The 16,904-nt window shown below is 54.6% G+C and carries 15 protein-coding genes; all 15 read right to left on the reverse strand.

The features are described from left to right. Nucleotides 1-130: 130 nt before the first annotated feature. A complete protein-coding gene (locus ACFSW5_RS11550; RefSeq protein WP_379272989.1) occupies nt 131-379 on the reverse strand; it encodes a DUF3243 domain-containing protein in 249 nt (82 codons plus the stop codon). A gap of 142 nt (nt 380-521) precedes the next feature. Then, entirely contained in the window at nt 522-1,268 is a 747-nt protein-coding gene (ymfI, locus tag ACFSW5_RS11555) for an elongation factor P 5-aminopentanone reductase (protein WP_379272992.1), read from the reverse strand. Next, nucleotides 1,269-2,555 carry an EF-P 5-aminopentanol modification-associated protein YfmH gene (gene yfmH, locus ACFSW5_RS11560; protein ID WP_379272994.1) on the reverse strand — a complete coding sequence of 429 codons (1,287 nt, stop codon included), beginning with the start codon at nt 2,553-2,555 and terminating at the stop codon, nt 1,269-1,271. Nucleotides 2,556-2,558: 3 nt separating this feature from the next. Continuing rightward, a complete protein-coding gene (gene yfmF, locus ACFSW5_RS11565) occupies nt 2,559-3,785 on the reverse strand; it encodes an EF-P 5-aminopentanol modification-associated protein YfmF (protein WP_379273868.1) in 1,227 nt (408 codons plus the stop codon). Nucleotides 3,786-4,080: 295 nt separating this feature from the next. Further along, a complete protein-coding gene (sleB, locus tag ACFSW5_RS11570; protein WP_379272997.1) occupies nt 4,081-4,854 on the reverse strand; it encodes a spore cortex-lytic enzyme in 774 nt (257 codons plus the stop codon). Nucleotides 4,855-5,029: 175 nt separating this feature from the next. Continuing rightward, nucleotides 5,030-7,798: an FtsK/SpoIIIE family DNA translocase gene (locus tag ACFSW5_RS11575; protein WP_379272999.1), complete on the reverse strand. Its 2,769-nt coding sequence runs from the start codon at nt 7,796-7,798 to the stop codon at nt 5,030-5,032. A gap of 128 nt (nt 7,799-7,926) precedes the next feature. After that, nucleotides 7,927-8,178: a YlzJ-like family protein gene (locus ACFSW5_RS11580; protein ID WP_379273001.1), complete on the reverse strand. Its 252-nt coding sequence runs from the start codon at nt 8,176-8,178 to the stop codon at nt 7,927-7,929. 1 nt (nt 8,179) lies between these two features. Next, nucleotides 8,180-8,923, reverse strand: coding sequence for a ClpP family protease (locus ACFSW5_RS11585; protein ID WP_379273870.1), 744 nt, complete (start codon nt 8,921-8,923; stop codon nt 8,180-8,182). Nucleotides 8,924-9,145: 222 nt separating this feature from the next. Then, entirely contained in the window at nt 9,146-10,825 is a 1,680-nt protein-coding gene (locus ACFSW5_RS11590) for a ribonuclease J (RefSeq protein ID WP_379273003.1), read from the reverse strand. Nucleotides 10,826-11,272: 447 nt separating this feature from the next. Next, on the reverse strand, nt 11,273-12,148 hold the full coding sequence (dapA, locus tag ACFSW5_RS11595; RefSeq protein WP_379273005.1) for a 4-hydroxy-tetrahydrodipicolinate synthase: 876 nt from the start codon (nt 12,146-12,148) through the stop codon (nt 11,273-11,275). Between the two features lie 44 nt (nt 12,149-12,192). Further along, a complete protein-coding gene (gene dapG, locus ACFSW5_RS11600; protein ID WP_379273008.1) occupies nt 12,193-13,407 on the reverse strand; it encodes an aspartate kinase in 1,215 nt (404 codons plus the stop codon). A gap of 151 nt (nt 13,408-13,558) precedes the next feature. Then, nucleotides 13,559-14,152 carry a dipicolinate synthase subunit B gene (locus ACFSW5_RS11605; RefSeq protein WP_379273010.1) on the reverse strand — a complete coding sequence of 198 codons (594 nt, stop codon included), beginning with the start codon at nt 14,150-14,152 and terminating at the stop codon, nt 13,559-13,561. Next, entirely contained in the window at nt 14,152-15,048 is an 897-nt protein-coding gene (gene dpsA / locus ACFSW5_RS11610; RefSeq protein ID WP_379273013.1) for a dipicolinate synthase subunit DpsA, read from the reverse strand. Before dpsA ends, ACFSW5_RS11605 begins: the two co-directional genes overlap by 1 nt. Nucleotides 15,049-15,195: 147 nt before the next feature. Further along, nucleotides 15,196-15,639, reverse strand: a complete 444-nt coding sequence (dut, locus tag ACFSW5_RS11615) for a dUTP diphosphatase (RefSeq protein ID WP_379273016.1) — start codon at nt 15,637-15,639, stop codon at nt 15,196-15,198. Next, a complete protein-coding gene (locus ACFSW5_RS11620; protein ID WP_379273019.1) occupies nt 15,620-16,885 on the reverse strand; it encodes a M16 family metallopeptidase in 1,266 nt (421 codons plus the stop codon). The genes dut and ACFSW5_RS11620 overlap by 20 nt, the downstream gene beginning before the upstream one ends. Nucleotides 16,886-16,904 lie beyond the last annotated feature (19 nt).

Genomic DNA, 16,904 nt, shown 5'->3' on the forward strand with positions numbered 1-16,904 from the left:
CGGCCGCGTTTAGAGGTAGGTTTTCATGCCAATCGGAAAGATCTTCAGCCCGCTAAAGCGTACCGAACTTAAACTTTCCAATGTGGTAAGAAAAGCCTCCGCGAAGGAGGCTTTTCTTAAACCGAATCCGTTATTTTTGCACCATCTTGACCATCAGCCGCGCAAGAGCGTGGCGTTCGTGATCGTCGCCCGCATCCCAAAGCTCTTTCAAAACGCGCTGCTCGTCGTTTTTAGGATCGACCCGCTCGTCCAGAAAAGAACCGATTTCGTATGCAAGATTGGAGATGGTTTCGTCGGTCATTCCCATGCTCTTGGCATGCTGGACTCGTTCTTCCAGAAAATTTTTCCATGTAGAGAAATTATTAAGAACTGTCGACATGCTTTCGCCTCCCTGATTGTTTCTTGAGACAACGACTTAACGGCAATTACGTTAGATATGAATCACCAACAGTCGTTATTTTGCTCCGGCATGCCGCTTCTTATTCGGCGCGTCGGCATCGCAAGCGGCGTGCACGCCGCTTTTACGTATGCCAACCGCCGTTCGGGCTGATGATTTGGCCCGTAATATAAGAAGATTCGGGCAAAGCCAAAAAATAAACAAGGGAAGCGATTTCGTCCGGCTGCGCAAACCGGCCGAGCGGAATTTCCTGCTCAAGGGCCGCCCGGTCTCTCTCGTCGAAGCCGCCCATCATGTCCGTGTCCACGACGCCGGGCGCGACCGCGTTTACCGTGACGCCGGACGGCGCAAGCTCCTTCGCCAGCGCCTTCGTAAAAGCGTTCATCCCGCCCTTGGTCGTCGAATAGAGCACTTCGCAAGAAGCGCCGGCAGTGCCCCAAACGGACGATACGTTAATAATGCGGCCGTACCCGCGTCTAATCATGGCAGGCATGAACAGTTGCGTACACAAAAACATTCCTTTTAAATTCACCGCCATCACGTCGTCCCATTCCGATTCGTCGACGTCGGCCAGCATGCCGTAGGCCGCAATGCCCGCGTTGTTGACGAGGATATCGGGAAGCATCCCTTTCTCCTCCAGTTTGTCCCGCATGCGGACAAGCTGTTCGCGGCTGCGGATGTCGGCCGAGATCGTCAGGACGTTCGCTCCCGACGCCAGACAAGCGCGTGCCGTCTCGTTAGCGGCTTCGTGCGAATGCAAATAATGGATGACGACGTTCATCCCTTCCGCGGCAAAACGTTTGGCGATCGCTGCGCCGATGCCGCGGCTCCCCCCGGTAATGAGCGCCGTCATTTCCCGCAACTTTTTCATTTAACGGTCAGGGCTCGTTACGATGGATACGGCGAGCTGCTCCGGCTTGAAATGCTCCCGCAGCCGGGCGTTCGCTTGCTCCAGCGTACAGCTTTCGTAAAGCGGAAGCAGCTCGAACATGTCGCTTCCGCGGAAGCGGTATTTCGTATATTCTCCGGCGATCGATTCGGGGGAGTTAAGCATCCGCAAATAACCGCCGATTTTTTTCCGTTTCGAACGCTCGAACGCCGCTTGATCCAATCCTTTTTCCACAGCCTCTTGAGCCGCTTCCTTAAATCGCGCAAGCAATTCGTCAGGCTTCGGCGTATCGCCGCCGAATACGGTAAACGAATAACCGGTGCTGGAATTGAATTCGTTGCCGAAGGAATCGGTAATCAAATCGTTTTCGTACAGCTCCTGATACAAAGCGGAGCTCGGCCCGATGAAGGCGTCCAGCATCAGCTTCGTAACGACTTCCTGCTCCAGCAGAGCGCGGCCTTGAAGACCGGCTGCCGCATCCTTGAAGCCGAACATCATTTTCGGAAGCGACACCGGAAGCTTTACCTCTTTGCGCGGAATTTTCACCGTCGGCGGTTCTTCGTCAAAATAACGGCGGATTTCGCCCTGCGGCTCAAACGTCTTGGCCGCCTGGTTGCGGCGTACGAACTCCAGCATCTTGGGCGCATCGACTCCGCCTACGATAAACAGCACCATATTGGACGGATGATAGAACGTATTGTAGCAGCGGTACAGCGTTTCCTTGTCGATCTGGTAAATCGATTCCACCGTACCGGCGATGTCGATATGAACGGGATGCTTATGGTACATCGCGTCGATCAGTCCGAAATAAACCTGCCAATCCGGATTGTCGCGGTACATGTTAATTTCCTGCTCGATGATCCCTTTCTCTTTGTTCACGTTCGCATCCGTGAAATAAGGATTTTGCACGAAATTGATCAGCGTCTCCACGTTCGCTTCGATCTGTTCCGTTGCCGAGAACAGGTATACCGTCCGGTCAAAGCTCGTAAACGCGTTGGCCGAAGCGCCTTGCGAAGCGAATACCGCGAAGATGTCGCCGGTCGGCTCCTCGAACATTTTATGCTCCAAAAAATGCGCAATGCCGTCCGGCACTTTTACCGGCGGCTCGCTGCCGACCGAAAACCGGTTGTCGACGGAACCGTAATTGGTCGCGAAGGTGGCGTACGTTTTTTGAAAACCTTCCTTCGGCAGGACGACTACCTCGAGTCCGTTCGGAAGAACCTCGCGGTACAGCGTTTCCTGCACGGCATCATAGGCAAGCTTCTCCATCGGTTAAGTCTCCTTCCTGTCGCGCAAAAAATAAATGGTGTCGAGCTGCACCTTGCCGGCAACCCGGACGATATCTTCCGGCGTTACCGCGTTTACCTGCTGCAGCATTTGTTCCGCCGTGCTCGCTTTGCCCGAAATGACGTTGTTGAAGTCGAAGCCGATCAGTTCAAAAGCGGAATCCTGCTGCTCTCTAAGCGCATTGGCGATCATCGCTTTCGTCTGGCTCATTTCGAGCTCCGACAATTGCCCTTGGCGCATGCTTTCGAGCTGCTCTTTAATAATGGCCACGGCTCGCTCGTAATTCCCGATCTCGATGCCGGACTGAATCGTCATAATCCCTTTATGCCCGTCGAGCCTCGACGCGGCGTAATATGCGAGGCTTTCCTTCTCGCGAACGTTGATAAACAGCTTGGAATGCGGGAAGCCGCCCAATATTCCGTTGTACATAAGCAGCGCAGGATAGTCCTTGTCGCCGTAGCCGATCGAGGTGCGAAGCCCCATGTTCAGCTTGCCTTGACCGACTTCCATCCGTTCTACGACCGTTTTCACTTCCGATACCGAGGATTTGATTTGCGAAGCGGCGTATTCGGCCGGCTGGCCGGCTTCCAGCTTGAACGAGCTGGAGACAAGATTGCCGACCTCTTCGAGAGTGGTGTCTCCCACGACATAAAGATCGAGCGCCGCTTCGTTCAGCCATGACCGGTAACGCCCGTAAAGGGATTCCGGCGTAATCGCGCCGATATCCGCAATGCGGCCAAGCGGATGCAGCCGATACGGCTCGCCTGCGCACATTTCTTCAAGGCAGCGCTCGGCGGCATAACGGATCTTGTCGTTGACGATCGACTCCAGCCGTTTGCGGAGCGTTTGTTTTTCCGCTTCGACATATTTGCCGCTGAAAACGCCGTTCTCCTTCGCCGGATCCGTAACGACTTCTCCCAGAAACTCCATCGAAGAAGCAAGAAGCGATTTGTTCGAGGATACGAACCGGTCGTTAATGACGTCCATCCGGAACGTCACAAGCTGAGAATCGCCCCGCTTGTATACATCAAAACCGAAGCCCGCCCCGTACATATCGTCGAGCCGCTCCCGGAACGCTTTCGTTTCCGGCGTCGAGGCCGTGCCCCGCCGCAGCACGAACGGAATAAGAGCGGTCTCCGTAATCGTCTGTTCGCTCAAAGGACGGCCCGCGTAAAGCGAAATCGCAAATGTCTTGAATCGTTTCGTCGGCATTACATGCAGCCGAATCCGTCCTATTTGTCCTCGTTCGAATAAGGTCACGCCGTTTGCTCCTTTCCTTCAACGCAGGATAAGTTCAAATATATTCCAAATCCCGCTTATCTTATACCAATTCTAACCCTTGCAAATGGAAGAAGCAACCGAAGCTGCTGTCCGCAGTTCCGGCTGCTTCTATAGCTTGGCTTATGAAGCTGCATAAGCTCTTTCGCCTGAAACAAACGAAAGTTATGTTTGACCGCAACAGAATTTATAACCTTCCGAAACCGTAGGCTCGATTTGGCGATAAATTCTACATGCAGAAAATATGCTTTCCGATCGTTTTGACTTGCGGCCGGCTCCAAATCCACTTGGAAGTCGCCGTTTCCGGGTTGAAATAATACGTGCATCCTCCCGTCGGATCCCAGCCGTTGACCGCATCCCTTACCGCTCTTGCGGCCGTTTCGTTGGGCGTCAGCCATATTTGGCCGTCGGCTACCGCGGTGAAAGCGAGCGGTTCGAAAATAACGCCGGAAATCGTCTTCGGAAATCTCTCGTCCTGCAGCCGGTTTAAAATAACCGCCGCTACCGCAACCTGGCCTTCGTACGGTTCGCCGCGGGCTTCGCCATAAACGGCGTTGGCCATCAGCTTCAGGTCGTTTGCGGTCAAGCCTAAATTGTTCGCTTTAGCGAGCGACCCGTCGTCGGCCGTATCGCCGCCGCCCTTATTTGCGGCGGGAGCTTTTCCGGTATCGGCAGCAGTCGGCTTCCAATTCTTGGTTGCCTCCCACAATTTAAGCTTCGTTTTGGCTCCGACGACTCCGTCGGACTTCATTCCGAATTTCCACTGAAACCAGGTTACAGCGTTTTGGGTTTTCGGACCGAAATAGCCGTCGATCGCTCCGTCGTAATAACCGAGATGCTTCAATCTTCCTTGAAGCTCGTAAACATCCTGCCCGGAGGAACCGAGCTTAATCGTCGCGTTGCTGAAAGTTTCGGTAGAAAAACCGCCTGCACGGTACAACGTGAACAGGCCTAGCAGCAACAGTGCCGTCACCGCAGTGACCGCTATCAAACGTTTTTTCATGTCGGAATCTGCCTTTCTCTTGCAAGTTAGTCCGCTTATATGCAGCGTTACCTGCGGTTAGTATGAGAAAGGATTTATGGTTCTATGCAGACGACTCGAAGATCGGTCGCAAGCGGAAACGACAATGTCGTCCTTGTCCAAGGACAACCGTATATGAAGAAAGGGCCGCTGCTCCTCAAGAGCTGAGCGGCCCCGCGTTATGATCGCCGGATACAAGCACCTCGCGCGGCTTGCTTCCTTCGTATGGACCGACGATGCCCCGCGCCTCCATCTGGTCGATCAGCCGAGCGGCGCGCGTATAGCCGATCCGCATCCTTCGCTGAAGCAACGATACGGAAGCCTGCTTGGCGTCCACGACGATTTGCACGGCCTGGTCGAATAGCTCGTCCAGTTGCTCCTCCGAGCTGCCCTCCGCTTCTTCCTCCAGCTCCGGCACCAGATCTTCCTTAAACTCCGCTTCCGCTTGCTTGCTCGCAAACGTGACGACCGCCTCCACTTCCGGATCGGATAGGAAAGCCCCTTGCACCCGAATCGGCTTCGACATGCCGACCGGCAAATAAAGCATATCCCCCCTGCCAAGCAGCTTCTCCGCTCCTCCCGTATCGAGAATAGTGCGGGAGTCGACCGCCGATGAAACGCCGAAAGCGATCCGCGAAGGAATGTTCGCTTTGATCACCCCGGTAATGACGTCGACAGAAGGCCGCTGGGTCGCGATGATCAGATGAATGCCGGCCGCCCGCGCCATCTGGGCAAGGCGAGCAATCGAATCCTCGACGTCGCCGGCCGCGACCATCATAAGGTCGGCCAGCTCGTCCACGATTACGACGATGTAAGGCAAGACGGCCGACGGATTGTCGATCATGAGCGTGTTGTAGCCTTCGATGTTTCTGGTTCCCGATTTGGAAAACAGCTCGTACCGCTTCTCCATCTCCACGACGATTTTTTTCAGCGCAAGCGAAGCTCGGCGCGGATTGGTCACGACGGGAGCGAGCAGATGCGGAATGCCGTTATACATATTCAGCTCGACCATCTTCGGGTCGATCATCAGAAACTTGACCTCGTCCGGCTTCGCTTTGTACAGAATGCTCGTAATGATGCCGTTAATGCACACGGATTTGCCGGAGCCGGTGGCGCCGGCTACGAGCAAATGCGGCATTTTGGCCAAGTTGCCGACGATCGGCGTGCCTGCGATATCTTTGCCGAAGGCGATGGACAGCTTGGAAGGAGCGTTCATGAATTCCGGCGTCTCCATCACTTCGCGCATCGTAACGACGGATACTTCGCCGTTCGGAACCTCGATGCCGATCGCCGACTTGCCCGGAATCGGCGCTTCCATCCGGATATCCTTCGCCGCCAACGCAAGGGCGATATCGTCGGTAAGGCTGACGATCCGGCTCACCTTGACGCCGGTCGCGGGCTGTACTTCATATCGGGTAACGGCAGGTCCCGGCACAACGTCAAGCACTTTGGCCCGCACGCCGAAGCTTTCGAGCGTTGCCTCCAGCTTTCGTTTCGAATCGAGCGTATCGGCCTTGTCGCCGTTTCTTCCATTTAATCTTGGCTTCGTCAGAAGCGTCATCGGCGGAAGAACGTACGGCTTAGGCTGAGGCTTTGCCGTTTGCTGCGCTTCCGGATTTACATGGAGACCGCCTTCCTCGTCCTCCGGTACGGCCGCAAGGCTCTGAACGGCACTCTCCGGTTCATCGTCTTCTTCCTGCCATACCGGATCCCGCTCCAAGGCGGTATCGTCCGGTTCCGGATCGGCATGGTCCTGCCAATCTTGTTCCGTATGTACTTCCTCTTCGGACTCATCTCTCCAAAGCTCTTCCTCCTCCGGATCGATTGCCTCCGCTGTCGGATTCGTTCCGGAGTCATGAGGGTGAACGGCTTCTCCGTAAGAGGACCCCGCGTTATTCTTCAAGCTGGAACGGATTGCCGACATTTGTGCTTCCCAAGGCATAATGTCGGGCTCCGCTTCCTGATCTTCGCGATGTTCCGCGGGAACGATATCGTCCGCCGTCTTCACCCAAGGCTGCCGGCTGGCGTCCGCAATCCAGCGGGGTTCCGTCTGAGATTCATCGCGGGTTTCTTCCAGCGACCAGTCATCCTGCGGATCGTAAGGCGCCTCTTGTCCGGCGGGTTCCGGCGTACGCCAGGAGAAAAACAACGACTTCTTGGCGCGCGGCGGTTTTACGTACACTTCTCCTTCATCGTCGTCAATATCGTCAATCGCATCGGCGTCAGGCTGAACCGCCGTTTTACCTCCTTGTACGGCCGTAGCCGACCGAAGCGAGCTGCGGCTGTCCCATTTTGCCTTAAGCAGCTTAAACAGACGCACGCTCTTGTCGCGGGCCAACCGGATGAGCTCGACATACGATTTGCCCGTGAGCAGCATGATGGAGATGGCGACCATCACATACATAATCAGCTTTGCGCCGAAATAACCGAACAACGAATATAGAATCGAATATTGGAGCGCCCCGACGTAACCGCCGCTAATCGCCTTCTCGCTGATCGACCGGGTATCGTCCGGATCCGATTCGATAAGCTCCGAATAGAGGTTATCGCTTAAATATTCCAGAATCAGGCCGCCGGACAATTCGCTGCCGGACTGATCGACCGCAGGCTTCACGCTGCGATCCACTTCCGCGATGGAGCTCATCAGCGTCAACGCCAGCAGCAGCACGACGAGACCGGTTCGGCGCTGCGTCCAGCCCCGCGGCCATGCCCGCTTCACCATCACGGCCAAGCCTACCGCAACGCCGACCAAAGCAAGCGCAAAATAAAATTTGCCCAAAACGAGTCCGCAAAGCTTGGACAAAGATCGGCCTACCGTTGCCTCTCCCGACAAGGCTATAATGGATATCGTTATGAGCAAAATGCCGTATACTTCATATTTTAATTGTCCGGGTATCGATTTTTTTCGTCTTCTTTTTTTTGCCACTTGCTTCACCTCTGGTAAAATATTATACCACAGGTCAAGCAGAAACGACATGCGCGTCAAGCTTGTCTAGAGACGAACCCGAACCGGCATGAGCAAACATTTAAAATCGTACATTTGGACAAATGTTCCTATTCCGTGTCTTTTCTCGGCTCGCCAGGCGCGTTCCCCGCTCCGTAATGAACGATAGTGCCGGGAGCCAGCATCGGATTCAAATAATGCTCAAGGTCGCATTGCAGCAGGCGTACGATGCGCCCTACCCCGGGGGCCACCGGCTCTACCTGCATATGGATGCCTCCCACCCATATTTCATGAAAGCTTCGCTTGTCATTATGAATGCCGTCCAGCACGACCTCGAGCGGCATGCTTGTGTAAATGGTCATGTTAATTGACCACCTCCGGAGCCGGAAGCCTTCTGGCTTCAATGCGGGCGTTAAGCTCCTTGAGCGCTTCCCCCAAGCCGCCGACCGCGTCGATAAGTCCGTATTCGACGGACTCCGGGCCGATGACGGTCGTACCGATATCCCTGGTCAGCTCCCCCGTTTTAAACATAAGCTCCCTGAATTTCTCGTCGGAAACTTTGGAATGGGATGTCACGAACCGGATCACCCGCTCCTGCATTTTCTCCAAATATTCAAACGTTTGCGGCACGCCGATAATGAGGCCGCTCAGCCGGATCGGATGTATCGTCATGGTAGCCGATTCCGCAATGAACGACATGTCTCCCGCGACGGCAATCGGCACGCCGATCGAGTGCCCGCCGCCGAGAACAAGCGTAACGACCGGTTTGGACAACGAAGAGATCATCTCTGCGATGGCAAGACCGGCTTCTACGTCGCCGCCGACGGTGTTCAGGACAATCAGAATGCCTTCGATCTTCGGATTTTGCTCCGCCGCAACAAGTTGAGGAATTAAATGCTCGTATTTCGTCGTTTTGTTCTGCGGCGGCAATACAAGATGTCCTTCCACCTGCCCGATGATGGTCATGCAATAAATATTGGAAGTTTCCTGCGGCGCCGGGGCCTGCGGTTGGCCGTACTGCTGAATCGTGTCCATGACGGGCGCTCCCGCCTTCTTCTGTTTGTCGTCGCCGCCGGGCTCCGGTTGCTGGTCCGAGGAAAAATGCATGCGCATGTGTGAATCCTCCTTCTTCCTTCTGTAGGATAGCTTATTCCTTTACAAGCTGCTGCAAGCTCAACATAGTATGTGCCAAGGCGTTACTTCCATACCGGCAAAAAGAAACGATTTAACTGCCGTTGCGTCGAAAATAGTTCCTCGAACGAAAAAAAACCGCCGCGCGTCGCCTTATGGCGACCGTCACAGCGGTTGTCTTGCCGTTATTCGATTTCGTTATACTTCCATAATGATCGGGAGGATCATCGGACGGCGGCGGGTTTGTTCATACAGGAACCGGCCCAATGCGTCTTTAACGTTTGTTTTCAACGAAGCCCATTCGTTTACGTTGTCGTTCATCAGCTTGTTCAGCGTCGACGTTACGATGCGGTTCGCCTCGTCAAGCAGTCCTTCGGATTCGCGTACATATACGAAACCGCGGGAAATGATGTCGGGTCCCGACAAAATCGTGCCGTTCTCTTTGCTAAGCGTAACTACGACGACAAGGATGCCGTCTTGCGAAAGCAGCTTCCGGTCGCGCAAGACGATGTTTCCGACATCTCCGACGCCAAGCCCGTCGATTAGAACGTTGCCGGACGGCACCTTCGGGCCTTTGCGCGCTACGCCGTTCTGGATTTCGATCGTGTCGCCGATATCGATAATGAAAATATTGTCCTTATCGATGCCGACGCCTTCGCCCAGCTGCGCATGCATGCGCAGCATCCGGTATTCGCCGTGGATCGGAATAAAATATTTCGGACGGATCAGATTCAGCATCAGCTTCAACTCTTCTTGGCTGCCGTGACCGGATACGTGGACGCGGGATACCGAACCCGGTCCCCAAATGACGTTTGCGCCAAGCTTGTAAAGCTCGTCTACCGTTCTTCCTACATATTTCTCGTTGCCAGGGATCGGAGTCGCGGCAATGATAACCGTATCCCCCGGCAAAATGTCGATCTTCCGATGCGTGGAGCGAGCCATTCGCGTAAGAGCCGACATCGGCTCGCCTTGGCTGCCCGTGCACAAAATAACGACCCGGTCTGCAGCCATCTTGTTCACTTCTTCCGGCTCGATGATCATGCCTTCCGGAATGTTCAAATAGCCGAGCTCCGAAGCGATGTTGACGACATTGACCATGCTGCGTCCTACGACAGCAATTTTGCGGCGAGTTGCTATCGAGGCGTTAATGACTTGCTGAATGCGATGAACGTTGGAAGCAAAGGTAGCGACGACGACGCGCTGCGTCGATTTGCGGAAAATATCTTCCAGCGCCTCTCCGACGTTGCTTTCCGACGGCGTAAAGCCCGGACGCTCGGCATTGGTGCTGTCCGACAAAAGCGCAAGCACGCCGCGCTTGCCGATCTCGGCAATGCGCTGCAAATCCGCGAATTGGTCGTTTACCGGCGTATGGTCGAACTTGAAGTCACCGGTATGAACGACTACGCCTTCCGGCGTATCGAGGCAAATGCCGACCGAATCCGGAATGCTGTGGTTCGTACGGAAGAAGCTGGCGCGGATCGAGCCCATTTGCACTTCGGAATCCGCATTGATGAGCACACGTTTCGTTTCGCCGAGCAGGCCGGCTTCCTTCAGCTTGCTTTCGATCAGACCGAGCGTCAGCCTGGTTCCGTACACCGGAACGTTCAGATGCTTCAGAATATACGGCAAGCCTCCGATATGGTCTTCGTGTCCGTGCGTAATGAGAATGCCCCTTACTTTATCGCGATTATCCGTCAAATAAGTAATGTCCGGGATGACGATATCGATTCCGAGCATGTCCTCTTCGGGAAATTTAAGGCCCGAGTCGACGACGACGATGTCGTTGCCGTATTGGACGACATACATGTTTTTCCCGATCTCGCTTACTCCGCCCAATGCAAAAATAAGCAGTTTATCCTGGTTGTTCTTTTTAGACAAGTGTATCTATCCTCCTAGTAGTTGCAACATCAAAAGTAAGCTTAGCTTACATTATGTCAAACGTTTCTTGCCGGACGCCGCTCCAACAAGCTAAAACATAATTCCAAATCATTGCCGCACCCAATCACTTGAACCCATTATACATGAAGAAAAAGATGGAACACAAGTGAATCCGGTAAAGCGATTTCTTAAACCGGCTTAATGATTCGTCAAAAGCCCGGTTTTATGCGCTTTGTCGCCTAATAGGCTTCCCGAACGCGGCAAAAATAAAACCGGTGCCGCCAAGCACCGGTTGCTTTATACACATAAGAATTGATAAGTTTTCATGTCTTATGAAAACCAAGATTCTTATTGGCGATAAAAACTTCCGCTTAAACGCGGCCGCTCTCCTTTCATACCGCTTCCGGAAACGTTTAATTTTCCATTAAGCGCGAAAAGAGAAGCGTGCTATTGAACAAGCCGACGGATAAATGCCTGCTCCGCTTCCGTTAGCTCTACAAGCGGCAAACGAACCCCGCCGACCGGATGTCCTTTCAAGGAAAGCGCGTATTTGAGCGGCACCGGATTCGGCACCGGATGCGGACAATGGAACAGCCCTTTCAGCACCGGGTAACATTCGGCATGTAGCTTCGCCGCCGACTGCACGTCTCCGTTCAAATAGGCCGTAATCATATTTTTCATCTTGGAACCGACGATATGACTCGCCACGCTAACGATTCCGTAGCCGCCTACCGCAAGCGTCGGAAGCGTCGCGCTGTCGTCGCCGCTGTAGACTTTGAAGCCCGCTGGAGCGCCGGATATAATTTCCGTCAGGAAGTCGGTGCCGTTGCAATCTTTCGTCGCGACGACGTTATCGATCTCGGCGAGGCGAAGCGTCGTTTCGACCGAAATATTGACGGCCGTCCGTCCCGGAACGTTATACAGCATCACGGGGAGCTTCGTCGATTCGGCGATCGCTTTGAAATGCCGGTACAAGCCTTCCTGGCTAGGTTTATTGTAATATGGGGCTACAAGAAGAACGCCGTCCACGCCGCATTCCTCCGCGACCTTCGTCAAATGGATGGAATGGGCCGTGCTGTTGCTTCCCGTACCCGCAATTATTTTGCACCTGCCCGCCGCATGCTTCACTGCAAAACGGAATAGAGCCTCTTTCTCGCCGTCGCTCAGCGTCGGAGATTCGCCCGTCGTGCCGGAGACGACAAGGCTGTCGCTTTGCTGCTCCTCGATCAAGTAATCGATTAACCGGCCTGTCGTCTCCCAATCGATTTCGCCGCTTTCGTCAAAAGGAGTGACCATTGCGGTAATAAGCCTTCCAAATTCCATTTTGCTTTTCCTCCCATTATAATAACCCATTAGTGCAGTGTCCTTTATAAATGGAGCTCAAACTTGGCATGCAGCGCACGCAAAGCCGGAATCATATCCGACTCCCGAACGAGCACCCATATCGTCGTATTCGAATCGGCGGATTGCATGATCGTAATGCCTTGTTCCGTCAACGCTTCGACGATTCGGGCCATAATGCCCGGCACGCCGTTCATGCCGCCGCCGATCACCGAAACTTTGGCGCAGCCGCTTACCGTGCTGGGGTTAAAGCCGATCCGCCGAAGCACGTCTACGGCGCGCTCCGCATCGCGGTCAAATACGGTATATACCGCTCCGCCCGGAGTCACATTAATGAAATCGACGCTGATATGATTGCGGGCCATCGCCTGGAATACTTGCAGCTGCATATCGCTGCTTCCTTCGACGGCCTGCACCGATATTTGCGTCACGCCGCTTACATGGGCGATGCCGGTCACGTGGCGGTCTCTCACCTTGACGTCGCCGCGCCAATCCGGAGCGTCGGATACGAGCGTCCCTTCGTCATCGGTGAACGTCGATCGGACGCGAAGCGGAATTCTGGCTTGCTGGGCGATTTCAACCGCCCGCGGATGAATGACCTTGGCCCCTTGACGGGCCATATTGCAAATTTCGGTATATCCGACGACCGCCAGCGGCCGGGCGTCTTCCACAAACCGCGGATCCGCCGTCAATATGCCGTTAACATCGGTATAGATATCGACGATCTCGGCTTGCAGGGCGGCCCCAAGCGCCGTCGCCGACGTATCGCTGCCGCCTCTTCCTAACGTCGTCATTTCTCCGGCTTCGGTCATCCCTTGAAAACCGGCCACTACGACGGTCTTGCCTTCCTTTAAATGTTCGATAACGGCATCCGGCCGGATCGTTTTAATTCTGGCATGTCCAAACTGTTCATCCGTCCGGATGCCGGCTTGACCGCCGGATAACGCCACGGCGCCAATCCCTTCCGATTCCAGCAGGCTGCACAGAACCGCCGCCGATATAAGCTCGCCGCAGCCCATGAGCATATCCTGCTCGCGAGGCTGCAGCGCATTGCCGTTGTCGGCTATCAATTGCAGCAAAGAGTCCGTAGCGTACGGATCTCCCTTGCGCCCCATAGCCGAAACGACGACAACGGCAGCATATCCGTTGTCGCGTTCCCTTTTAATATGACGAATGACATTCGCCCTCGCTTGCGGGGTCGAGAGCGAGGTGCCTCCGAACTTCTGAACGATAATTCTCATGCTGCCGGTTCCCCCGTCGCGACCCGCTTAAGACGAGCCGCTTTCGTTATAAATATAAGGAGTATATAATAATGCTCTCTGTTGGCCTTCCATTGCCGAATCGCATCGGCCTTAGACCAAGGACAAAAACATATTCCTTATCCCATTGCCGTTAATAATTGAAGCGTTCGATCAGCATCGGCTGCAGCTGGCGTCCTTGCAAGGCGGCCTCGCAAGCTTCCATGGCCAGATCCATCCGGGCAACCAAGGAATTCGGCTTCTGCTCCGGATTATCCTGACCGAACGGCACGAAATAAATATGTTTAGCCACTAACAGCTTGGCGATGTTGGCGGCGTTTAAGCCCAGACCGTCGTTCGTCGAAATGGCGAGTACGACCGGCCTTCCGTTCCTCATCTGCGCCTTCGCGGCCATTAAAACGGGACTGTCCGTAATCGCGTTGGCCAACCGGCTCGTCGTGTTGCCCGTACAAGGCGATATAAGGAGCACGTCGATCAGCTTGGAAGGTCCAAGCGGCTCCGCCTGCACGATCGTCGAAATCAATTCGTTGCCTGTAATCGCTTTAAGCTGCTCCTGCCACTGCTTGGAGGTGCCGAAGCGAGTATCCGTGGTCAGAATCGAATTCGAGACGATCGGTATGACATTGGCGCCCGCGTCTACGAAACGCTTCACCTGAGGCATCACTTCCTCAAGGGTGCAATGCGAACCCGTCAACGCGTAACCTACCGTCTTGCCTGCCCAATTCATCAGTCATTCCCCCGTATCGTCATATCTTCCGATATCAACTGAACCAGACAATCCGCAATGATTCGTCCGGCAGTTTTCGGAGCGACGATTCCGGGCAGAGAGCTTGCGAGCAGCGCCTTAATGCCGCGCTTCTCGGCAAACCGGAAATCCGTTCCGCCGGGCTTGGAGGCAAGGTCGATAATGACGGCCCTCGGCGGTAAATTCGCTATAACCTGCGCTGTGACTATCATAGTCGGAATTGTATTAAAAAGCAAGTCAATATTACCCACTGCTTGCTGCAATCGGTCCGTATAAAACGGCTCGAATCCCATCTCTTTCGCCCGTGCGAAATGCTCGCTCCGGTGCACCCCCATCAAGACGTAAGCGCCCAATCCGCGCAATGTCCGGGCTAATGTGATGCCCGTACGGCCGAAACCGAGAACCATGCTGCTCGAGCCGTGCAAAGTAATGTCGGTATTCTGTATCGCCATCATAACGGCTCCTTCCGCCGTCGGGATGGAGTTATAAATGGCCACGTCGTCGCGGTCAAACAGCTCGACCAGCTTAAGGCCTTGCGTCGAACATAAATCGCGCAAATAAGGCTTCGCAATGCCGGTGTAGACGGTGCAATGCTTCGGCAGCCGGGCGAGATGCGCGTCCGTCAGCTTCAGCTTGCGGTCGCTGAATATGGCAGGCACGACGCCGACCTCATCCGTTCCGACCGCCGGCAGCAGCAATGCATCGACGTCTTCGAACAGCTGTTCGTCGAACTCGGCGTGAACGGCACCGTCAAGCGGCGAGTGCAGGCCGTCGAATCCGCATACGGTTACGTTGGCGTCCAACTCCGACAGCTTGCGGATAACTTCAAGCTGCCTGGCATCTCCGCCGAGCAGCAGCACCTGAACACCTGTCAGCATGCTGGCTTCACTCCTTTCTGCACACCAGATACGAACAGTTTATGCGGCAGCCCACAATGCGTGAAAGACGAAGAAGGCGAAACGAAAAAAAGACCAAGGCGCTTCGTCCTTGGTCTATATCCCTTAATATTCGGTTCTTGGCGGCGCTTATACTCCGGTATGGCCAAATCCGCCGGCGCCGCGCACCGTGTCCGGCAGCTCGTCCGCTTCGGAAATCGCAACGGCGGGAAGCTGCTGGAATACCATTTGGGCAATCCGTTCTCCGCGTTCGATCGTAAACGGCTGCTGGCCCAAATTGACGAGCAGCACCTTCACCTCGCCGCGATAATCGGCATCGATCGTGCCCGGAGAATTGAGGCATGTGATGCCGTGCTTCAGCGCAAGCCCGCTGCGGGGCCTAATTTGCGCTTCGAGATCGGCGGGCATCGCCATCGCAAAGCCGGTAGGAATCAGCTTGCGCTCTCCCGGGGCAAGCGTGACGGGCTCCTCTACGGCTGCGTGAAGGTCAAAGCCCGCCGCCCACTCGGACATTCTGCTCGGCAACGGAATATCTTCATTGCCGCCGAGTCTTTTAAACAATACTTGATGCAAAACGGTCCCTCCTCAGTTGTGCGGCCGGCTTGTCGTTCGTTCCGACCATCGCTACGGAGAACGGAACGGCCAGCATTTTGTCCACCATCTTCTTCACGTCGTCCATCGTAACCGCATCGACCCGGTCGAGCAGCTCATCCATCGTGTAATGGTATCCGAGCATCAGCTCGTTTTTGCCGATTCGGTTCATGCGGCTGCTGGTGCTTTCCAGGCTCAGAATCAAGCTGCCCTTCAGCTGCTGCTTGCCGCGGAACAGCTCCTCTTCGGTAAGGCCTTTCGTTGCCAGCTCCTCGAGCTGGGCCATGGTCAGATCCAGCACTTCCTGCGTCTGCTTCGGCGCCGTGCCTGCATAAATTGTAAACAAGCCGGAGTCCGCGTACGTCGTATGATAAGAGTAAACGGAATAGGCAAGCCCCCGCTTCTCCCGGATTTCTTGGAACAGGCGCGAGCTCATGCCGCCGCCGAGCGCGTTATTGAGCAGAATCATCGCATATTGCTGCGGATCGTTGTTGGAGCAGCCCGGGAACGACAAGCAAATATGGTTCTGCTCGGATTTCTTTTTGAAGAATACATAATCGCCTATAAACGCCGGGGCTTCAACCGGCACGACCGAGCCATGGTTGCTGAATCCGCCGAAATGCTTCTCGAGCAGCTCCAGCAGCTTCCCTTCCTCTACGTTGCCCGCCACGCTGATAACGGTATTTTCGATCGTATACCGTTCTTTCATATAACCGCGCAGCGTATCCGACGTCATAGCCGTCAGCCTCTCCTCCAACCCGAGGATGGAATAAGCGAGCGGATGATTGCCGAACGCGGCTCTCGACGCCTCGTCATGGACTTTGTCGTCGGGCGTATCCTCGTACATCGCAATTTCTTCGAGGATGACGTTTTTTTCTTTCGCCAGCTCCTCCGCGTCGAACACGGATTCGAAAAACATATCCGACAGCGCATCCACGGCGATCGGCAGATGATCGTCAAGCACTTTGGCGAAATAGCATGTATACTCTTTGGAAGTAAAGGCATTGACGTTGCCGCCGATTCCGTCGAACAGGTCCGCGATATCTTTGGCGGAACGCCGGGACGTGCCCTTAAACAGCATATGTTCGATAAAGTGCGAAATTCCGTTGTTCTCCGGCGTCTCGTTTCGGGATCCGGTTTTGACCCAGATGCCAAACGAAACGGAGCGCACGTGAGGTATATATTCGACGACGACCCTGAGGCCGTTGCTTAATTTATATTTGTTCACTCCTACCCCTCCTGTAAAC

This window comes from Paenibacillus thailandensis, from assembly GCF_042685365.1.
Classification (GTDB): Bacteria; Bacillota; Bacilli; order Paenibacillales; family Paenibacillaceae; genus Paenibacillus_AP; species Paenibacillus_AP thailandensis.